Origin of the sequence: Mesorhizobium sp. M0074 (assembly GCF_040322975.1) — a bacterium.
Classification (GTDB): Bacteria; Pseudomonadota; Alphaproteobacteria; order Rhizobiales; family Rhizobiaceae; genus Mesorhizobium.
Genome location: NZ_JAMYUM010000015.1, coordinates 78,110 through 95,378 on the forward strand (window position 1 = coordinate 78,110; position 17,269 = coordinate 95,378).

General features: G+C 62.4%; 16 protein-coding genes and 1 tRNA gene. 5 read left to right on the top strand and 12 right to left on the bottom strand.

The genetic code is table 11. The features are described 5' to 3' along the window. Positions 1-183: 183 nt before the first annotated feature. The 6 genes from NKJ73_RS20515 to NKJ73_RS20540 form a co-directional block, all read right to left on the bottom strand. On the bottom strand, positions 184-1,509 hold the full coding sequence (locus NKJ73_RS20515) for an ABC transporter substrate-binding protein (protein ID WP_352570877.1): 1,326 nt from the start codon (positions 1,507-1,509) through the stop codon (positions 184-186). A 33-nt stretch (positions 1,510-1,542) separates the two neighbouring features. After that, positions 1,543-2,628, bottom strand: coding sequence for an ABC transporter ATP-binding protein (locus NKJ73_RS20520; RefSeq protein ID WP_023674769.1), 1,086 nt, complete (start codon positions 2,626-2,628; stop codon positions 1,543-1,545). 164 nt (positions 2,629-2,792) lie between these two features. Then, positions 2,793-3,032, bottom strand: a complete 240-nt coding sequence (locus NKJ73_RS20525) for a DUF2188 domain-containing protein (RefSeq protein WP_023674770.1) — start codon at positions 3,030-3,032, stop codon at positions 2,793-2,795. 28 nt (positions 3,033-3,060) lie between these two features. Then, positions 3,061-3,354: a DUF982 domain-containing protein gene (locus NKJ73_RS20530; protein WP_031211240.1), complete on the bottom strand. Its 294-nt coding sequence runs from the start codon at positions 3,352-3,354 to the stop codon at positions 3,061-3,063. A gap of 62 nt (positions 3,355-3,416) precedes the next feature. Further along, positions 3,417-3,734 (bottom strand): SH3 domain-containing protein, encoded by a 318-nt coding sequence (locus NKJ73_RS20535; protein WP_352570878.1) that lies wholly within the window; start codon positions 3,732-3,734, stop codon positions 3,417-3,419. Positions 3,735-4,340: 606 nt separating this feature from the next. Beyond that, a complete protein-coding gene (locus tag NKJ73_RS20540) occupies positions 4,341-5,444 on the bottom strand; it encodes an NADH:flavin oxidoreductase/NADH oxidase (RefSeq protein WP_352570880.1) in 1,104 nt (367 codons plus the stop codon). 152 nt (positions 5,445-5,596) lie between these two features. Here NKJ73_RS20540 and NKJ73_RS20545 point away from each other — a divergent pair, with 152 nt between their 5' ends. Continuing rightward, positions 5,597-6,175, top strand: a complete 579-nt coding sequence (locus NKJ73_RS20545; protein ID WP_352570881.1) for an NUDIX domain-containing protein — start codon at positions 5,597-5,599, stop codon at positions 6,173-6,175. Positions 6,176-6,302: 127 nt separating this feature from the next. Here NKJ73_RS20545 and NKJ73_RS20550 read toward each other — a convergent pair whose 3' ends face one another. Further along, positions 6,303-7,634, bottom strand: a complete 1,332-nt coding sequence (locus NKJ73_RS20550) for a hypothetical protein (protein WP_352570882.1) — start codon at positions 7,632-7,634, stop codon at positions 6,303-6,305. Between the two features lie 55 nt (positions 7,635-7,689). Then, positions 7,690-7,775, bottom strand: a tRNA-Leu gene (locus NKJ73_RS20555). A 278-nt stretch (positions 7,776-8,053) separates the two neighbouring features. On the opposite strand from NKJ73_RS20555, the gene NKJ73_RS20560 reads away from it, so the two are divergent. Continuing rightward, positions 8,054-8,506, top strand: coding sequence for a cupin domain-containing protein (locus tag NKJ73_RS20560; RefSeq protein WP_352570883.1), 453 nt, complete (start codon positions 8,054-8,056; stop codon positions 8,504-8,506). Between the two features lie 546 nt (positions 8,507-9,052). Then, positions 9,053-10,864 (top strand): adenine deaminase, encoded by a 1,812-nt coding sequence (gene ade / locus NKJ73_RS20565; RefSeq protein ID WP_023674781.1) that lies wholly within the window; start codon positions 9,053-9,055, stop codon positions 10,862-10,864. Between the two features lie 256 nt (positions 10,865-11,120). On the opposite strand, the gene NKJ73_RS20570 is transcribed toward ade, so the two are convergent. From NKJ73_RS20570 to NKJ73_RS20580, 3 genes are all read right to left on the bottom strand, one after another. Continuing rightward, positions 11,121-12,284 (bottom strand): alpha/beta hydrolase, encoded by a 1,164-nt coding sequence (locus NKJ73_RS20570; protein ID WP_352570885.1) that lies wholly within the window; start codon positions 12,282-12,284, stop codon positions 11,121-11,123. A gap of 132 nt (positions 12,285-12,416) precedes the next feature. Then, on the bottom strand, positions 12,417-13,490 hold the full coding sequence (locus NKJ73_RS20575; RefSeq protein WP_352458455.1) for an alpha/beta hydrolase: 1,074 nt from the start codon (positions 13,488-13,490) through the stop codon (positions 12,417-12,419). Positions 13,491-13,593: 103 nt separating this feature from the next. Continuing rightward, positions 13,594-14,988: a hypothetical protein gene (locus NKJ73_RS20580; protein ID WP_352570886.1), complete on the bottom strand. Its 1,395-nt coding sequence runs from the start codon at positions 14,986-14,988 to the stop codon at positions 13,594-13,596. A gap of 128 nt (positions 14,989-15,116) precedes the next feature. Here NKJ73_RS20580 and ilvA point away from each other — a divergent pair, with 128 nt between their 5' ends. After that, on the top strand, positions 15,117-16,373 hold the full coding sequence (ilvA, locus tag NKJ73_RS20585) for a threonine ammonia-lyase IlvA (RefSeq protein WP_023674785.1): 1,257 nt from the start codon (positions 15,117-15,119) through the stop codon (positions 16,371-16,373). After that, positions 16,370-16,942 (top strand): DUF1697 domain-containing protein, encoded by a 573-nt coding sequence (locus NKJ73_RS20590; protein ID WP_031211246.1) that lies wholly within the window; start codon positions 16,370-16,372, stop codon positions 16,940-16,942. The genes ilvA and NKJ73_RS20590 overlap by 4 nt, the downstream gene beginning before the upstream one ends. Positions 16,943-16,950: 8 nt before the next feature. On the opposite strand, the gene NKJ73_RS20595 is transcribed toward NKJ73_RS20590, so the two are convergent. After that, a complete protein-coding gene (locus NKJ73_RS20595) occupies positions 16,951-17,244 on the bottom strand; it encodes a DUF2218 domain-containing protein (protein WP_023674787.1) in 294 nt (97 codons plus the stop codon). Between the last annotated feature and the right edge of the window lie 25 nt (positions 17,245-17,269).

Below are 17,269 nucleotides of genomic sequence, written 5' to 3' on the forward strand. Positions count from 1 at the left end.
AGCCAAGCGCGTTATGACTTTCAGACACGAACGCTAGAATGCGCGACAGCGTCGACCGGCGTGGCTGAACGGCAGCGGAGGTCACGGCCATGGGTCGGCTCCTCTAAGGTCTCATTGATCGGCGGGCGGCCGCGACGCAGTCCAAAGCCAGCCGGGCAGCATGGCTGCCCGGCTGAACCCGGCTCAAACGCGATAGTAGCGGTTTGCGCGCTTCTCGGCTTCTTCCATCGCTTCTTGCGGCGTCGCCTGGCCGGTCACCGCCTTGGCGAACATGTCGACCAGCACATAGTCGGCCATGGTCGCTGCCGAGGCATAGCCAAGCGGGCCGGCATAGCCGTTGGGCCGCAGCGTCGCCGAGGCCTTGGCGTAGGCGGCATTGTTCGGATCGGCCGTCCACACCGGGTTGTTGTCGAAGGCTTTGAGCGTCTGGCAGCAATAGCCTGCCGACGACGTGATCCACTGCGACATTTGCGGATCCTCGAACATGAACTGCAGGTAGGCCTTGGCGGCGTTGGGGTAGGGCGTGTAGTCGAAGATCACGGCCGTGGTCACCTGGAACAGCTCGACGGATTTCCCGACCGGGCCGATCGGCAGGTTGGTGGTGCGGATGTCCTTGGCTATCTCAGTGAGCTTCGGATCCTTGTCCTTGTTGATCTTGGCGGTGTTGTAGGCCGAAATGCCGTTGGCGATGACGCTCAATTCGCCGGCCAGGAAGGCGCGGTTGTTGTTGACGTCGAGCCAGCTTTCGGTACCGGGAATGAAGGTCTTGTAGAGCTCCTGCGCGTATTCGATCGCCTTCAGCGTCTCGGGGCTGTTGATCGTCACCTTGCTGCTCTCGTCGACCATCTGGCCGCCATGGCTCCACAGCAGCCAGTGGGCGTAGTTGTTGCCGTCGCCGACGCCGTGGCCATGCGTGAAGCCGGCCGGGTGCCCCTTTGCCTGCAATGCCTTGCAAAGCTCGAGCAAGCCTGCCGTGTCCTTCGGAAATTCGGAGAAGCCGGCCTCCTTCACCCAGCTTTCGCGATAGACGATGGCATTGCCGATGGTCGCCAGCGGCAGGCCGAGGAATTTGCCTTGCCGTGTCGCATATTGGTGCGGTCCATCGTGCCAGCCGCCATATTTCGAGCCGAGATATTCGCCCAGTTCCGTCACGTCGTGCAGCTTGTCGGGATATTGGTGCGGGTCGTCGAACCAGACGAACATCAGGTCCGGGCCAGAGCCGACATTGGCGGCGACCGCCGCCTTGGGGCGGATGTCCTCCCAGCTTTCCTTGTCGACGCGGACCTCGACACCGGTCGCTTCGGTAAAGCGCTTGGTGTTGGCCAGCCATTGATCCTCGTCGCCCTGCACGAAGGGCGACCAGCGCAGCAGCCTGAGCTTGGCGCCGTCCTCGGGCTTGTACTTCAACCCCTCCTGGGCAAAGGCGGGAGAGCCGATGAACCGGCTTCCCAAGGCTCCCGCCGCCGCACCGGCGGTGGTGCGGATCACGTCGCGTCTGGTGAATTTCATGCTCGCTTCCTCCTGCTTATTGTCCTTGCCGTCCTACTGCCCGATGGGTGTTTCGAACCGCTGTCCGGTTTTGCCGTGAAAGAGATGGATGAGGCCAGGCTCGGCCGTAAGCCGGATGGTTTCGCCTGGCGTGAAGGAATGGCGTTCCCGGAAGTTTGCGACGATCTCCTCGCCGCCGGCGGTGCGGCCGATGAGCTGCACTTCGGACCCTGTCGGCTCGACCACCACGACGGTGACCGGGATGCCCTGATGGTCGGACAGCCGTAAATGCTCGGGCCGTATCCCCAGCACGACCGGCTCACCATTGCCGATGGAAAGTGCCGAGGCCAACGGGACCGAAATCCCTCCGGCGCCGCGAAATGACGGCGAGCCGTCGCTTACGATCTCGCCCCTGAGCATGTTCATGGCGGGCGAGCCGATGAAGCTGGCGACAAAGAGATTGTTCGGCCGGTCGTACAGCTCGAGCGGCGGCCCGATCTGCTCGACGATGCCGTCATGCATGACGACGATCTTGTCGGCCATGGTCATCGCCTCGATCTGGTCGTGGGTGACGTAGACCGTCGTCGTCTTCAGGCGCTGGTGCAGTTCCTTGATCTCGGCGCGCATCTGCACCCGGAGCTTGGCATCGAGATTGCTGAGCGGCTCGTCGAACAGGAAGACCTGCGGGTCGCGTACGATCGCCCGGCCCATGGCGACGCGCTGGCGCTGGCCGCCGGAAAGCTGGCGCGGATAGCGGTCGAGCAGCGGCACCAGTCCCAGGATTTCGGCCGCGCGCCGCACGCCGGCATCGCTCTCCGTCTTGGGAACGCCCTTGAGCATCAGCGAGAACGCCATGTTCTCGGCGACCGTCATATGCGGGTAGAGCGCATAGTTCTGGAAGACCATGGCGACGTCGCGCTCCTTTGGCGCAACGTTGTTGACGACACGTTTGCCGATCGCGATCTGGCCGCGCGAGATCTTTTCCAGGCCGGCGATCATCCTGAGAAGGGTCGACTTTCCGCAACCCGAAGGACCGACCAGCGTGACGAACTCGCCGTCGTCTATATCGACGCTGACCCCGTGCAGGACCTCGACGGTCCCAAATGATTTGTAGACATCGCCGATCGCGACAGACGCCATCGATCTCCTCCCGATTGATTCCCGCAACGACTTCGAAGGAAACCGCTTTCCTGCCTGGACCGCGACAGCGCCCAGGCTCCTCTCCGGTCACGCGCGATGTGAGACGGTAGCGCTACCAAACCGACCTGTAAAGCAGCCCGGCATCACCTGGATATCGACACACCCTAATCCGAAACCTCCGTCTGCGGCCGGTCGCGGCCATCTGCGAGCTCGTCGTGCCATTTGCCGTCGGCGTCCTCGTACTGGATGCCGTCGGTATTGCCGGCGACCTGCTGTTCGGCCGAAGCGATCTCGGCGGCGCGCAACGCGTCCTGATGGGTTGGGAACGTTTCGGAGAATGTCGAGCCGACCTTGTAGGCCCAGCCTCCGTCATGCTCGACGATCTTGTAGGTCAGTTTCGCCATGAAACCCTCCGGTTGAAAGCCCGTTGCCTCAATGCAGCCTATCGTCGGCCAGTCTGTCGTCTGGCAGCCTGTCGTCTGTGACCAGCACGTCCGATTCCCTGGCGGCTTCGATCAGTGCCCGGCGCGCATCCGCCGTCGAACGATAACCTTCCAGCACTTTTAGGCAAGTGTCGAGGGCATCACGATGACGCGGCCCGCGATTGAGTGGCCAGACCGTCATCAGGCACTCCGCCGCCTCCTGGGCGCTGCGGATCTGCCGATATTTGCCGACATGGCCGAGTTCGACCACGACCGGCTTTTCAAATGGCTTGCTGTCCATCATCGCCGCCAACGCGGAGCGGCCGATTTGGTTGCAACTGCTATTTTAGCTCAGGCGAAAATAGCTCAATAGCCGCAGTCGTTGCGCAGCCAGCGTGCATTCGCCCAGCCGGTGCGGCCGCCGAAATCGACCTTGTACCAGCTTCCGCGGCGGTCGAAGATCTCGGTTTGGTCGCCGTTGAATAATTGCCCGATCATGCGCGACGACGAGTTCGGTCGGGCTCGAACGGCGAGAAAGCCGCTTCCCGTTGCCAGATTGTAGTGCCTGGAAAGTCCGTGCACCGTACCTTCGCAATATTGCGCCTCGGCCGGCGTCGGTGCGGCGAACGACAGCCCGGCCAACACCGCGGCGGCAGCCGCAGCATAAATCCCTCTGAAAGACATGGTTTCGCTCCCCCAGCTCAGCCGCGCCACCCGCAGCCTTTGCGCATCATACAACGGCAGAGGATCAAAGCGAAGCTGTGGCGCGCCTTGGTAGTGTCTCAGTTTGAAAATTCTCACATGAAAAAGGCCGCTTCTGGAAGGCGGCCTACCGGCGACGGGAGTCGAACCGCAGTCTCTCTAAAGACATGGTTTGCCATGGCCTTACCATTCGGGCGAACGCCGGCTTGCTCTATCTATCAGGCCGCACTCTTGTTGTTACTCCCCTGCACCTTCCAGAGTGACAAACACTAGCGGCACTTTCTCCGCGCTTGCTGTGGCCGGCTGCGGGACATGCGTTATCTCGGTCACCGCATACATGGCCAGACTATCGCCTGATGGCATGTGTACCCGGTCACCTACTACAGGCATTGATGCGAACGTCCACATCGTTGCTTCGTTTTCAATTCTGACAAGGCATCGGACCACCGCTCAATCACTCCATGCTTTCCGGTAAGCATATAGGAGTTCGGCGCGTGGCGCGACAATCGGCCGATGCCTAATAGCAGCCCGTCAAATTTCAAACTGAGACACTACCCGCGCCTTCCGGTGAGACGAGAACCCGCCCCTTCAGCTCGCCGCTTTCATCCAATGCTGCATCGTCGTCACCGAGCGGGCAAGCTGCGGCGCCGGGTGGATTTTTTCGCCGAAGGTGGCCGCGGCGCGCCAGCCCCAGCGCGGATCGGCGAGGAAGGCGCGCGCCAGCGCCACCATGTCGGCGCGCCCGTCGGCGACGATCGCCTCGGCCTGTTTCGGATCGTCGATCAGGCCGACGGCCCGCGTCGGGATGCCGACGGCCTTGCGCACCGCTTCGGCCAGATGAACCTGGTAGCCGGGCCCGGAGGGCAGCTTCTGCAACGGTGAATTGCCGCCGCTCGAGCAGCAGAGATAGGCGACGCCGGCTTCCTTCAGCGCTTTTGCCACTTCGATCGCATCCTCGACCTCGAAGCCGCCATCGACCCATTCCTTGATCGACAGACGCGCGCCCAGCATCAGCCTGGGCACCGCCTTCTTCACCGCCTTGGCGATCTCGACGGCGAAACGCATGCGGTTTTCCAGCGAGCCGCCCCAGCGGTCGGTGCGCCGGTTGGAGAGAGGCGACAGGAACTGGAAGATCAGATAGCCATGCGCGGCATGCAGCTCGATGAAGTCGAAGCCGGCGCGCTCGGCCCGCCGTGCCGCTTCTGCGAAGCGTTCGATGATTTGCAGGATCTCGTCGTCCTCCAGCGCCCGCGGCACCTGCCAGCCGGTGTCGTAGGCGATGGCCGAGGCCGACACGATCGGCCACGGATCCTGATCGGCATGCAGCGGGCCGCCGCCCTCCCAGGGTTTGCGGTTCGAGGCCTTGCGGCCGGCATGGGCAAGCTGCGTGCCGAATTTCGTGCCCGGTGCGGCGACACGCTTGGCTGCATCCAGCGTGCGTCGCGCCGCCGCCTCGTTGTCCTCGGAATAGAGGCCGAGACAGCCATGCGAGATGCGGCCGCGCCGTTCGACATCGGTCATCTCGACGGTGACCATGCCGGCGCCGGACATCGCCAGGTTCATCCAGTGATAGAGGTGCCAATCGCTGGCCGAGCCGTCCTCGGCCGAATACTGGCACATCGGCGCGACCGCGATGCGGTTGGGGAAGGTGAGGCCGTCGAGGGTGATCGGCTGGAAAAGAGATGAGGTCATAAAAAACTCCGGAAAGGGTTGCCGCTATTTATGCAGCCGATTGTGCCAGCGCCAGACACGAGACGGTGAAACGTCCTCTGGACCAATTGGTGACCCGATTGCGCGAACCGCCGTTCGCGGCTACGCCTTGCCGCGGCAGCAGGGAGTCCACCATGGAAGATCGCATTCGCATCCGCTCCGAGGAAGTCCTTTCCGACGAGTGGGCGGTTTTGAAAAAGACCGTCTTCGACTACCGCCGGCGCGACGGCAAATGGGAAACGCACACCCGCCAGACCTACGATCGCGGCGACGGCGCGGTGATCCTGCCTTTCGATCCGGAGCGTTCGACGGTGCTTCTGGTGCGGCAGTTCCGCTACCCGGCCTACGTCACCGGCCACAAGGAGCCGCTGATCGAGGCCTGTGCCGGCCTGCTCGACGAAGACGATCCCGAAACCTGCATCCGCAAGGAGGCCGAGGAGGAACTCGGCTACCGGCTGAAGGACGTGCAGCGGCTGTTTTCACCCTATATGAGCCCCGGAAGCGTAACCGAGCGGCTCTGGTTCTTCGTCGCCCGCTATTCGCCCGCCGACCGCATTTCCGACGGCGGCGGTGCGCAGGACGAAGGCGAAGACATCGAAGTTCTCGAAATGCCGCTCGACGAAGCACTGGCCGGCATCCACGACGGTCGGATCATCGATGCCAAGACGATTATTTTAATCCAGCATTTAAAGCTGAACCCGATTGGGAAGTGAGGGGATCTCACAACACCCGTTCGTCTGAGTCGCCCCGCAGGGCGGATTTCCGAGGCTATAACGGTCGTCCCGTGAAAGAAATGCGCGAATTTTACGGATGGATTGCCAAGTCGATCTCTTTCTAGCTTCAGACAGGCGCCGTGCTGTCCGGATATTCGTCCACACGCAGCCGCGTCTCGATGGCTTTGCCTGGAAGGAAATAGCCTAGTTCCTGCCGCAACTTCTCGGCTTTCTTGACGGCCTCCGGAGGCCAGTCTTTGGTATCGATTAAGACGAAGTCCTCGGACGATCCTTTTACCCCGCGTGCATCTAGGCCGATGCCAATGATGTAACGTTTCTCCGGTTTAAGCGCCTTGGCCGCAATGCACCGGGCTTGCAGGTGTGACGCGCGATCCGCTCGATAGGCAGCATGATCATTTCCCCCATCTCCGCGCCCGATATAGAGGACATAGTTGACGTCGGGCTGGCCGGATTCCAGAAGACTTCCTATTGCGTGCGTCCGGGCCGCCTCTGCGCGTTCGAGAATATTGTTTGTGAGAACTCTACGGAAGAACCTTGTCTCGCCGGCCATTATCCTGACCAACAGCTCGTGGTCCGCCATCTTCATCTCGTTGCCAAACTCAAGCGTCTCTTCAAGATAATGTCGGGTGATATACTCAATCAGGTTATCCCAGAAGTAGCTGACCTGGTTCTCTAAGCGCCCGCGAAGGAAAGAAGGATCGGCTTCGACTTTGGACCAGAGGTTCGGATCGAGTCTGAAAGGCCGATCCGTGGGCGGAAACACTCGACCGTTCCAAAGATAGTACGCCATAAGATCGAGTTCGGACTCGGCTAGGATGAGTTGGCTGCGGTCGAAGAGCGCCGTTTTGCTATTGAGATAGTGAACAAAATCAGAGATCGTTGACAATTCGCGAAGCACAATTGCGAGGCTCTCCTCATTGAACACGTGAACCCAGCCGCGAGCTCTGTCAGTCTTTCCCACCGTGAACGGCACTGCATCGTTCTGAACCGATGGGTTTACGGTCAGCCCACGTTTCCCTGTGTCAATCCGTACCCGTTCGCCAGCACCGAGGGCAACGCAGATGCGATGAACACGCGTATCGGCACAGGACGGCAGTGTGATTGGAAGCGGTGTCGTGCATTTAGCGTCGAGGTAGACGCGGTCCGGATAACTACGCAGCCAGCGCTCGGCCTGGTCAATCTGATGCGCTGAATCGGAAATGGATTTCCGATACCAGCGTGACCAATCTAATGTCGGGTTGCCGGTGTCGGGGTATCCGCAGGATTTGTCGGAGAAAAGCAGTATGTCGCTTCCGAACACCACCAGCAGATCTGTCAGTTCTTTGGCAGGCTTCTTGAAAAGGTTAGGATAGGTCCACAGCTTTAGAAAAGAGTGATCGCACAGCTCTGCCAGAACCTTCTCAGATTGAGTAAGTCCTTCGGAGCGTCTGAATCGCATAGAATAAAAACTCCCATATTCTCGTCCCGAAGACGTGCCACATGCTGTGCAAATCTGGTGCGGACGACGGGAATCGAACCCGTACGATCAGAGATCGAGGGATTTTAAGTCCCTTGCGTCTACCAATTCCGCCACGTCCGCAGGCCAGCCCTTTTCAGCCGCCAGCCAAAGGCCGTCAAGCCGTCTTCTGCCGTCGACAAATCTGGCACTGGAAGCTAGCGAGGCCGATCACCTACAGTGATACAAACAAAATCGTTTCACCTGGAAATGTTTTTAGCGGCAGCTTCCGCGGCTACCGCGAATGCGCGTCCCCCGTTCGCAGGATGCGTTCGGGCGCTCTGCCCTGATAGACTCCAATTGGCAAGTGGATCGGCGCGCCGATACTCGACGCCGTCCTCTACAGACACTGGGAGATTGTCATGCTCAAGCTTGCCTCTGCCCTGGCACTGCTGCTTGTTGGGACGGCGCCTCTGTTTGCCGATGAGATGCCGATGAACGCCAAAGACATCAAATGGGGTCCTGCTCCTGCTGTCATTCCCGCTGGCGCGGAAATGGCTGTTGTCGCTGGAGATCCCTCAAAGGACGGCGCCTATGTGCTGCGGTTGAAGACACCCGCCGGCTACAAAATTGCCGCACATAATCATCCCACCACGGAATACGTAACGGTGCTTTCCGGCAACTTCCATATTGGAATGGGCGATAAGCTCGACGAGGCGAAAGGTGTCGAACTGACTGCTGGCGGCTTCGGCGTCGCGCCGGCCGGAATGAATCACTTCGCCTGGACGACAAGCGATACGATTATCCAGGTTCATGGCGAGGGGCCATTCAAGATCACCTACGTCAACCCGGCGGACGATCCAAGCAAAAAGTGACAGTTCGGGATCGAATTGAGTGAACCGGCCGAAGGCTCGAACGATGGAGTGCGTCAAACTCCGCGACCGTCGATTCAGAAGGATCCTCTAACGAGACGAAAGCTGATTGGCCGCAACGGAATCGTATTCCGCCTGGGCCATTTGCCATGAATGGCGCAATAACAAAAAACCCGCCTCGGGAGGACGGGTCGTTGGAGCCAATTGGCACCATACCCAAATTAGTAGCATAGCTGCCGGCACAAAGCAAGAACAAAGTTGCTGCGGCCGGCACAAAATGCCCTTAGCGATTGGCGAAGGCCATGGCGCATCGATCTCCCTCCTTGAGGGGGAGATGGCCGGCAGGCCAGAGGGGGTCGTCGCGCGTCGAGCGCCAGCCTGTTTTGTTCGCGGTAAAGGTTCGCGTCAGGACGTCCCGACCCCCTCTGTCGCCTTCGGCGACATCTCCCCCTCGAGGGGGGAGATCTGCAACTTCGCCGTCCGCGTTTTACTTCCTCGCTGGTCAAAATCCTCGCGGCTTGGCACAGTCGGGCAAAGAGGAGCCTGTTGATGCCGAAGACCGCCAATGCGACGAAACCAAAACCCTGGGCTGAGATGGCGACGCATCTGGTCGATGTCGCTATGGGTCGCAAACCCGCCGATCTCGTCATCCGCAACGGGCGCTGGGTCAACGTCCATTCGGGCGAGATCATCGCCGGCACCGACATTGCCATTGCCGGCGGCCGCTTTGCCTATTGCGGGCCGAACGCCGGCCATGCCATCGGCCAGGGCACCAAGGTGGTCGATGCCGGCGGCCGCTATCTGGTGCCGGGGCTTTGCGACGCGCATATGCATGTCGAGAGCGGCATGGTGACGGTGACGGAATTCTGCCGCGCGGTGATCCCGCATGGCACAACTTCGATGTTCATCGATCCGCATGAGATCGCCAACGTGCTCGGCCTGCCGGGCGTGCGGCTGATGCATGACGAGGCCGTCGCCATGCCGGTCAACGTGCTCGTGCAGATGCCGTCCTGCGTGCCCTCCGCCCCGGGGCTCGAGCATGCCGGCGCCGAGCTGACCGTCGCCGACGTTGCCGAGGCGATGACCTGGGAGAACATCATCGGGCTCGGCGAGGTGATGAATTTTCCGGGCGTCGCCGCCAATGATCCGGTGATGTCGGGCGAGATCGCGGCGACGGTGAGGGCCGGCAAGACCGTCGGCGGGCATTATGCCTCGCGCGATCTCGGCCTGCCGTTTCACGGCTACGTCGCCGGCGGCCCGGAGGATGACCACGAAGGCACGCGCGCCGAGGACGCCATCGCGCGCGTCCGCCAGGGCATGAAGGCGATGCTGCGGCTGGGCTCAGCCTGGTACGACGTGGCCTCGCAGATCAAGGCGGTGACCGAGAGCGGCCTCGACCCGCGCAACTTCATCCTGTGCACCGACGACAGCCATTCCGGTACGCTGGTGCACGAAGGCCATATGGACCGGGTCGTGCGCCACGCCATCAGCCAAGGGCTGACGCCGGTGACGGCGATCCAGATGGCGACGCTCAACACCGCCCAGCATTTCCGGCTGGAGCGCGAGATCGGCTCGATCGCGCCGGGACGGCTCGCCGATCTGCTGATCATCTCCGACCTGGCCGAAATGACCATCGACGAGGTCTATGGCCGCGGCGTCAGGCTGGCCAAGGGCGGCAAGCTCGAAATTGACATTCCGGCCTACAATTATCCGCGGACGGCGAAGAACACCGTCAAGCTCGGCAGGAAGCTCAAGGCAGGCGATTTCGACATCGCGGCACCCATGGGCGCCAACGAGGTGCGGGTGCGCGTCATCGGCGTCATCGAAAACCAGGCGCCGACGCGGGCGCTGGAGGCCGATCTTGCCGTCGAGGACGGGCTGGTCGCCATGGATCGCCGCAACGATGTCTGCCAGATCGCGCTGGTCGAGCGCCACAAGGGCACCGGCGGCGTCACCAACGCCTTCGTCTCCGGCTTCGGCTATATCGGCGACTGCGCCATGGCGTCGAGCGTGGCCCACGATGCCCACCACATCATCGTCGTCGGCACCAACAAGCAGGACATGGCTCTGGCCGTGAACCGGCTGGGCGAGGTCGGCGGCGGCGTCGTGCTGTTCTCCAGGGGCAAGGAACTGGCGCTGGTCGAAATGCCGATCGCCGGGCTGATGTCCAACGAGCGGGCGGAAATCGTCGCCGCCAAGGCGGACCAACTCAGCGACGCCATGCGCCAGATGGGCTGCTCGCTCAACAACGCCTACATGCAGCACTCGCTGCTGGCGCTGGTCGTCATCCCGGAGTTGAGGATTTCCGACGTCGGCCTGATCGACGTGACGACTTTTCAGAAGGTTGATTTGTTCGTTTGAAGAACCACTGAACCCTGGAGGAACAGCGCCCCCCTCTGTCCTGCCGGACATCTCCCCCTCAAGGGGGAAGATTGGCGGTTTCGTTGACAGCGCCTTGTTCGTCAAAGATGGAGATTGGCGAAAGCCGAAAGTGGCGGCCAATCTCCCCACTAGAGGGGGAGATGTCCGGCAGGACAGAGGGGGGCGCGAAGGATCGCTACAGGGCGTTTTTGTTGACAGCTGCCAATCACCGGCGTGATTGGCAGCAGAGGTCGGCTCACCCGCCGGTGGCGATGGTCAGCACTTTGAACGGCGTGGTGATGACGATTTCGGCGACCGAACCGACGGCCTTGCCGAGGCCCTGGCCGAGATTGTCGAGCTGGGCCGGCGCGGTCTCTTCGGAGGCCAGGCCCGCCGGGGCGCGCAGGCGGTCGCCGAGCAGCTGCACCAGGAACGGGTTGTCGGCGAATTTGGCGTGGTTCAGCCGGTCGCCGCCCTTGGTCTTGGTCAGGTCGACCACCGAGACGCCATAGCTGGCGAGGTCGGCCGCGTCGCCATAGTCGCCGACGCGCGGCTTGTCGCCGGAGATCAGGGTCGACAGCCTGAGCGCCCGGTCGTCGCCCGACAGCAGCACGGCGAACGGCTTGTCGGGCTTGCCGTAGCGGATCATCTGCTTCTTGAACACGTCGACGTCGATGTCGGGAGAGGCCAGGATGACGTAGCCGAGCTTGCCGCCGAGGTCGCGGTCGCCGGTGATGGCAAGCTGGCGCAACGCTTCCATGGTCACCCAGGTCCCCATCGAATGGGCAATGATGTCGATGCTCTTGGCGCGGCTCTTGGCGAGCATGCGCAGCGTCGCTTCGAGATCGTCGCGCGCCGCATTGGCGCTTTCCTTGTCGTAGATGTAGCCGGTCGTCTTGCCGCTCGACGCCCACGAAAACAGCACCGGCGTTCCTGGGTATTTCGTGTCATGCGCGATCTGCGTCAGCCGGTAGATGCCGTCGTCGAAGCCGTTGTTGAAGCCGTGCACGAAAACCAGCGCGCGGTCGCCGCGCATGGCGATATCGGCGCCGACCGCCTTGGCGAATTGCGGCGCGCCTTCGTAGAAGGTGACGCCGGTCGCCGTGAAATCCTTCGCCGGATTGCTGTTGGCCGAGCCCTTGACCCGCTCGATGGCGCCGAGCTGGTGAATTTTGGGCACCGTCACCTCGACGCTGGCAAAGCTGGTGGTCGGCGAACGGTCGCCGTCGAACACCTGCCGGGGCGCTTTCATTGCCTTTTGCCGGGTTGTGGCGACGAAGATTTGATGCGTCGCCGCGATATCGGCAGCAGGCACCGTGATCGTCGTCTTGTTGAGCAAATCATGGGTGTTCTGGCCGGCGCAGCTTGCCAGCGCGAGCGCGAACGCAACGACGAGAAAGATCTTCGAAGGCACGGTCACGCGGGCTCCCGCAAAGGCGACGTCGAGCCGGAGACGTCTTGGCCTATTCGATAGAGGCAGAGCCCGGCACGGTCCAGTTCAAACTGTTCCGATGGTGCGGCAATGGTCAACAATCACTGCCGCGCAATGCAGCTATTGTCCGACCGAGGCGATCCGGTCGGTCACCTCGCGGTCGCTGGCAAACCCGTCATCCTCGCGCAGCTTCTGGCCGATCAACTGCACCAATTCCGGATTGTCGGCGAATTTGGTGTGGTTGAAGCGGTCGGCTCCCTTGACGCTGGAGAGATCGACGACCGACACGCCATAGCTGGCGAGGTCGGCGGCGTCCTTGTAGTCGCCAACGCGCGGCCGCGCGCCGGCTATCAGGCCGGAGAGCCGCAGCGCCCGGTCGTCGTCGGAGAGCAGCAGGATGAACGGCTTGTCCGGCTTGCCGTAGCGGCGCATCTGGCTCTTGAACACGTCGACGTCGATGTCGGGCGAGGCCAGCACGACGTCGCCGAGCTTGCCGCCGAGATCGCGGTCGCCGGTGATGGCGAGCTGGCGCAGCGCCTCCATGGTGACCCAGGTTCCCAGCGAATGGGCAACGATGTCGATGCGCCGCGCGCCGGTCTGCGCCAGCATTCTCAGCGTCACTTCCAGCTGGTCGCGGGCAACGCTGGCGCTTTCCTTGTCGTAGACATAGTCGGTGGTCTTGGCGCCCGACGCCCAGGAAAACAGCACCGGCGTGCCCGGATAGCCGGAATCATGGGTGATCTGGGTGACGCGGTAGACCGCGTCGTCGAAGCCGGTGTTGTAGCCGTGGACGAAGACCATGACACGGCCGCCGCGCGCCGCGATGTCGGCGCTGAGCGCGCTGGAGAATTTCGGCTGGGTGTCGTATCCGACGACCTCGGAAGCCATGAAGTATTTGGCCGGATCGTCCGACTTGCCGCGCGAGCGCCGCTCGATCTGGCCTGTCTTGTGGATACCGGGGACGGTGACGTTGACGCGGGCATAGTTCAGCGTCGCCGAGCGCTCGCCGTCGAAGACCTTATCGGGATCGTCGGAGCGCTTGCGCGTGGTTGCGATGAAGATCGAGTGGTTGCCGGCGATTTCCGTCACCGGCACCGCCATCATGGCGCTGCCGAGCAGTTCCTCGGTTTGGCGCCCGCCGCAGCCGGCGAGCAGCGCGGCAATGAGAATGATACAAATCGTCTTCAAGGGCACTTAAGCAATTCCACTCCGGCCTGACCAAAGGCCCATCCACCTCCGCCGCACCTCCCGGACAGGCCAAGTGCGGCGGAAGTAAGTCGCAGGCGCCGAAATGCGCTCAGCGCCTCGCGACTGCCATCGCACTGTTGCGCGAAAGCCAGAACGGCGGCAGGAACGCCGGAATGTTGGAAAACGGCAGCACTTCCGGCTTCAGCCTTATGCCGAGCACGTCGGTCATGAAGGCGCGGCGCGCCTCGATGCGGCGCCAGGCTTCGGGATAGCGCGCGGCGATCTCTTCGCGCAGCGCCTCGTCGGCCAGCGCGATGCCGTCCTCGATGTTTGTGGTGAAATAATCGGTGCCGGTCGCCGGGATGATGTCGACCTGCAAGGCCATGCCCGACTTCAATCTGATGTCGGAGCCGGAAAATACCGGCGAATGCATCCATTCGTCGATATGGATGAGATGGCCGGGGTTGAGCGCTACGCCGAAGAACCGATCGCCGATGCGGTCGTGCACCGCTTGCCACAACGCGCCGCCGGGAACGCCGATGCCGACCGTCTCGTACCAGTCGACGACGGCGCAGAAATAGGGCGCGACCAGCTTCTCGACATAGTCCTGGATGCCCCTCGGAAGCTCGGCCGCGTCCTCGACCAGAAAACCGGCGCGGGCATTGAGCGAGCCCTGGATGCCATAGGCCATGGTGATCGGGTCGCCGCGCTTGATGATGTCGAGGCGCGGGCTCGGCAGGCCATAGGCCGCACGCTTGCCGGCCGACAGCATCGGGTGACAGCATTGCGGCAGGCCGTTGATGCCCATCAGCTGCGCCGCCTGCAATTCGGTCATGCCGGGTTCGATGCCTTGCAGGACATTGCGCAGGCCTTGCGAGGAATAGGTCGCGGCGAATTCGAACGCGGCCAGTTGGTCGGCCTCATTGATGGCGCGCAGGCCGTCGGCGGGGTTCATCAAAAGGTTCGCCGCGTTGACGACCGTGCCCCTATCGCCGGCAATGGTACGCAGCGTGTCGGCGATGAAGGACGGCAGGTCGAGCGTCGTTTCGCCAAAGCCGGAATCGCCGGGGCCGAGCGGTTTCCAGCCGATGGCGCCGATGCGCTGGCCGGCCTTCAGGCCGCAATCGGCAAGGATGTCGGAAAGCGACTGCGAGCGGTCGCGCGGCTGCGCCGGCAGCGAGAACGTCTGGTAGAGCACGCGCTCGTAAGGCCCGTCGCAGATCTCGGCATAGCCCCAGCCCTCGTTGCCGACCAGCAGTTTCGGCGGCTTGCCGGGAACGATGATGAGCAGCGTCTCCTCGAAGCGCGGATCGTAGCCGCAGAGGTAGGCGACATTGGCCGCATGTTCGCGGTCGCCATAGACGACGAAGGCATCGAACCCGCCAAGTGCGACCAGCGCCGCGATACGGGCCTCATAGGTGGCGCGGGGCACTAGCGGCATCACCGTCGGCTCGCCGAACTCCGGCAGCGACACGGTTTTCCGGGCTACCGATGCGACAGGCATGAGCAAACGCCCCCAAATGCTTACGTTGATTCCGGAAATGCCCCTTCGGGGCGGCCGGACAATGGCTTCACGAGGCCAGATATGCAATAGCGGGACCGAACTCGCGTAGCCTGTGGGGTGCTCTTGCCATGACCAGTTTCTCCTCTCGCGTCGCTGCCGCCGCTGCGGCGATCCGCGAGATTTTTCCGGAGACGCCGCTGCAGGAAAACGACTATCTGTCGAAGAAGACCGGCGCGCGGGTGCTGCTGAAGCGCGAGGACCTGACGCCGGTGCGCTCCTACAAGATCCGCGGCGCCTTTAACTTCTTCCGCAAGGCGCTCGCTGCCGGTAACAATGCCGAGCTGTTCGTCTGCGCTTCGGCCGGCAATCATGCGCAGGGCTTTGCCTTCGTCTGCCGCCATTTCGGCAAGAAGGGCGTCGTCTTCATGCCGGTGACCACGCCGCAGCAGAAGATCGACAAGACGCGGCTGTTCGGCGGCGCGTTCGTCGAGATCAGGCTGGTCGGCGATTTCTTCGACGACTGCTATCGCGCCGCACTCGAATTCACCGAAACTGCCGGCGCCCACATGGTGCCGCCTTTCGACCACAAGGACATTATCGAAGGGCAGGCGACCGTCGCCTACGAGATATCAGGCCAGATGCCCGGCGCGCGCATGCCCGACATTGTCATGCTGCCGGTCGGCGGCGGCGGCCTGGCCGCCGGCGTCACCCATTATTTCGCCGACCAGCAGCGTGAAACACGCTTCGTCTTTTGCGAGCCGCTCGGCGCGCCGAGCCTGAGCGAGAGCCTCGCCACCGGAAAGCGGGTCAAGCTCGCCAAGGTCGACAATTTCGTCGACGGCGCAGCAGTGGCCGAGATCGGCCGCGAGCCGCTGCGCCACCTCAGGGAGTTTGCCGCCGACACCGTGCGGCTGATCCCGGAAAACCGGCTCTGCGCGACCATGATCGAAATGCTCAATGTCGAAGGCGTCGTGCTCGAGCCGGCCGGCGCGCTGGCGATCGATGCGCTCAAAGATTTTTCCAGGAAGGAAATCAGGGGCAAGACCATCGTTGCCGTGGTGTCGGGCGGCAATTTCGATTTCGAGCGGCTGCCGGATGTGAAGGAACGGGCGCTGCGCTTCGAGGGCTTGAAGAAATACTTCATCATCCGCTTTCCGCAACGGCCCGGCGCGCTGCGCGATTTCCTCGAATTGCTGGGTCCCGACGACGACATCGCCCGCTTCGAATATCTGAAGAAATCAGCGCGCAATTTCGGTTCGGTGCTGATCGGCATCGAAACCAAGGACCGCCGCAATTTCGACCTGCTCAAGGCGAATTTCGACGCCGAGAGCGTCCATTACCAGGACATCACCGACAACGAGACGCTCGCCGGGTTCATCATATGAGCAGCAACGATCTTCCGAACGCTCCGGCGAACGTTTTTATCGCGCTGTTTTCCGGCATCAATGTCGGCGGCAACCGCATCGTCAAGATGGCGGAACTCAGGTCATTTTTTGAGCAGCTCGGCTTCTCCGATGTCGCCACCTATGTGCAGAGCGGCAACGCCGTGTTCCGGTCGCCAGATGGCGATGCGGCGACGCTGACCAAGCGGTTGGAAGCGGAATTCGAGAAGAAATGGGGGTTCCATTCACGCATCATGGTGCGCGATCTCGGCTGGCTCGAGCGGCTGGCGGCGGACAATCCCTATCCGGAAGTGGCCGGCGAGCCGACGAAGCTGCATGCCTATGCGCTGGAGCGCCGGCCGACCGCCGAGGAGGTCGCCCGGCTGGCGGAAAAATGCACCGGGCCAGAACGCTTCGAGATCAAGGGCGACGTGCTCTACCTGCATGCGCCTGACGGGCTCGGCAAATCGGTGTTTGCCAATCTCATTCCGCGCGTTCTGAAGGTGCCGGGCACGGCGCGTAATTGGCGCACCGTGCTGATGCTGCTGGACATGGCCAAGGCCGGCGGTTGACAGGTCGTCTACGCGGCCGGAGCGCGTTTCCAGTCGAATGCCAGCGCTTCACGGAAGGCGAAGCGCTTGATGTGCTCGGCGACGACCGTTTCCAGGCGCTCGAGCGAGCCGGCTTCATCGGTCGTCACCGCAATGTGCAGCGCAGCCGGGTCGGCATCGAGAACCGTGCGGCCGAGCGTCAGATCGATGGTGCCGTGGTTCGGGTCGAATTCGACGGGAAACTTGTGCGCCCAATGTTTGCACAGCTGCTGCAGATAGCGGCTGGCGTGTTCGGTGGCGACGTCGACATGGCTGGTCGGCATAAATGAATTCTCCTGGGGCACGCCC

What these genes read in the sequence shown, in the direction of transcription:
- NKJ73_RS20560 (WP_352570883.1), top strand. Translation starts at nt 8,054, where the DNA reads ATGCTCAAGCTTGCCTCTGCCCTGGCACTGCTGCTTGTTGGGACGGCG.
- NKJ73_RS20525 (WP_023674770.1), bottom strand. Translation starts at nt 3,032, where the DNA reads ATGGCGAAACTGACCTACAAGATCGTCGAGCATGACGGAGGCTGGGCC.
- NKJ73_RS20590 (WP_031211246.1), top strand. Translation starts at nt 16,370, where the DNA reads ATGAGCAGCAACGATCTTCCGAACGCTCCGGCGAACGTTTTTATCGCG.
- NKJ73_RS20530 (WP_031211240.1), bottom strand. Translation starts at nt 3,354, where the DNA reads ATGATGGACAGCAAGCCATTTGAAAAGCCGGTCGTGGTCGAACTCGGC.
- NKJ73_RS20515 (WP_352570877.1), bottom strand. Translation starts at nt 1,509, where the DNA reads ATGAAATTCACCAGACGCGACGTGATCCGCACCACCGCCGGTGCGGCG.
- ilvA (WP_023674785.1), top strand. Translation starts at nt 15,117, where the DNA reads ATGACCAGTTTCTCCTCTCGCGTCGCTGCCGCCGCTGCGGCGATCCGC.
- NKJ73_RS20540 (WP_352570880.1), bottom strand. Translation starts at nt 5,444, where the DNA reads ATGACCTCATCTCTTTTCCAGCCGATCACCCTCGACGGCCTCACCTTC.
- NKJ73_RS20550 (WP_352570882.1), bottom strand. Translation starts at nt 7,634, where the DNA reads ATGCGATTCAGACGCTCCGAAGGACTTACTCAATCTGAGAAGGTTCTG.
- NKJ73_RS20535 (WP_352570878.1), bottom strand. Translation starts at nt 3,734, where the DNA reads ATGTCTTTCAGAGGGATTTATGCTGCGGCTGCCGCCGCGGTGTTGGCC.
- ade (WP_023674781.1), top strand. Translation starts at nt 9,053, where the DNA reads ATGCCGAAGACCGCCAATGCGACGAAACCAAAACCCTGGGCTGAGATG.
- NKJ73_RS20595 (WP_023674787.1), bottom strand. Translation starts at nt 17,244, where the DNA reads ATGCCGACCAGCCATGTCGACGTCGCCACCGAACACGCCAGCCGCTAT.
- NKJ73_RS20580 (WP_352570886.1), bottom strand. Translation starts at nt 14,988, where the DNA reads ATGCCTGTCGCATCGGTAGCCCGGAAAACCGTGTCGCTGCCGGAGTTC.
- NKJ73_RS20545 (WP_352570881.1), top strand. Translation starts at nt 5,597, where the DNA reads ATGGAAGATCGCATTCGCATCCGCTCCGAGGAAGTCCTTTCCGACGAG.
- NKJ73_RS20520 (WP_023674769.1), bottom strand. Translation starts at nt 2,628, where the DNA reads ATGGCGTCTGTCGCGATCGGCGATGTCTACAAATCATTTGGGACCGTC.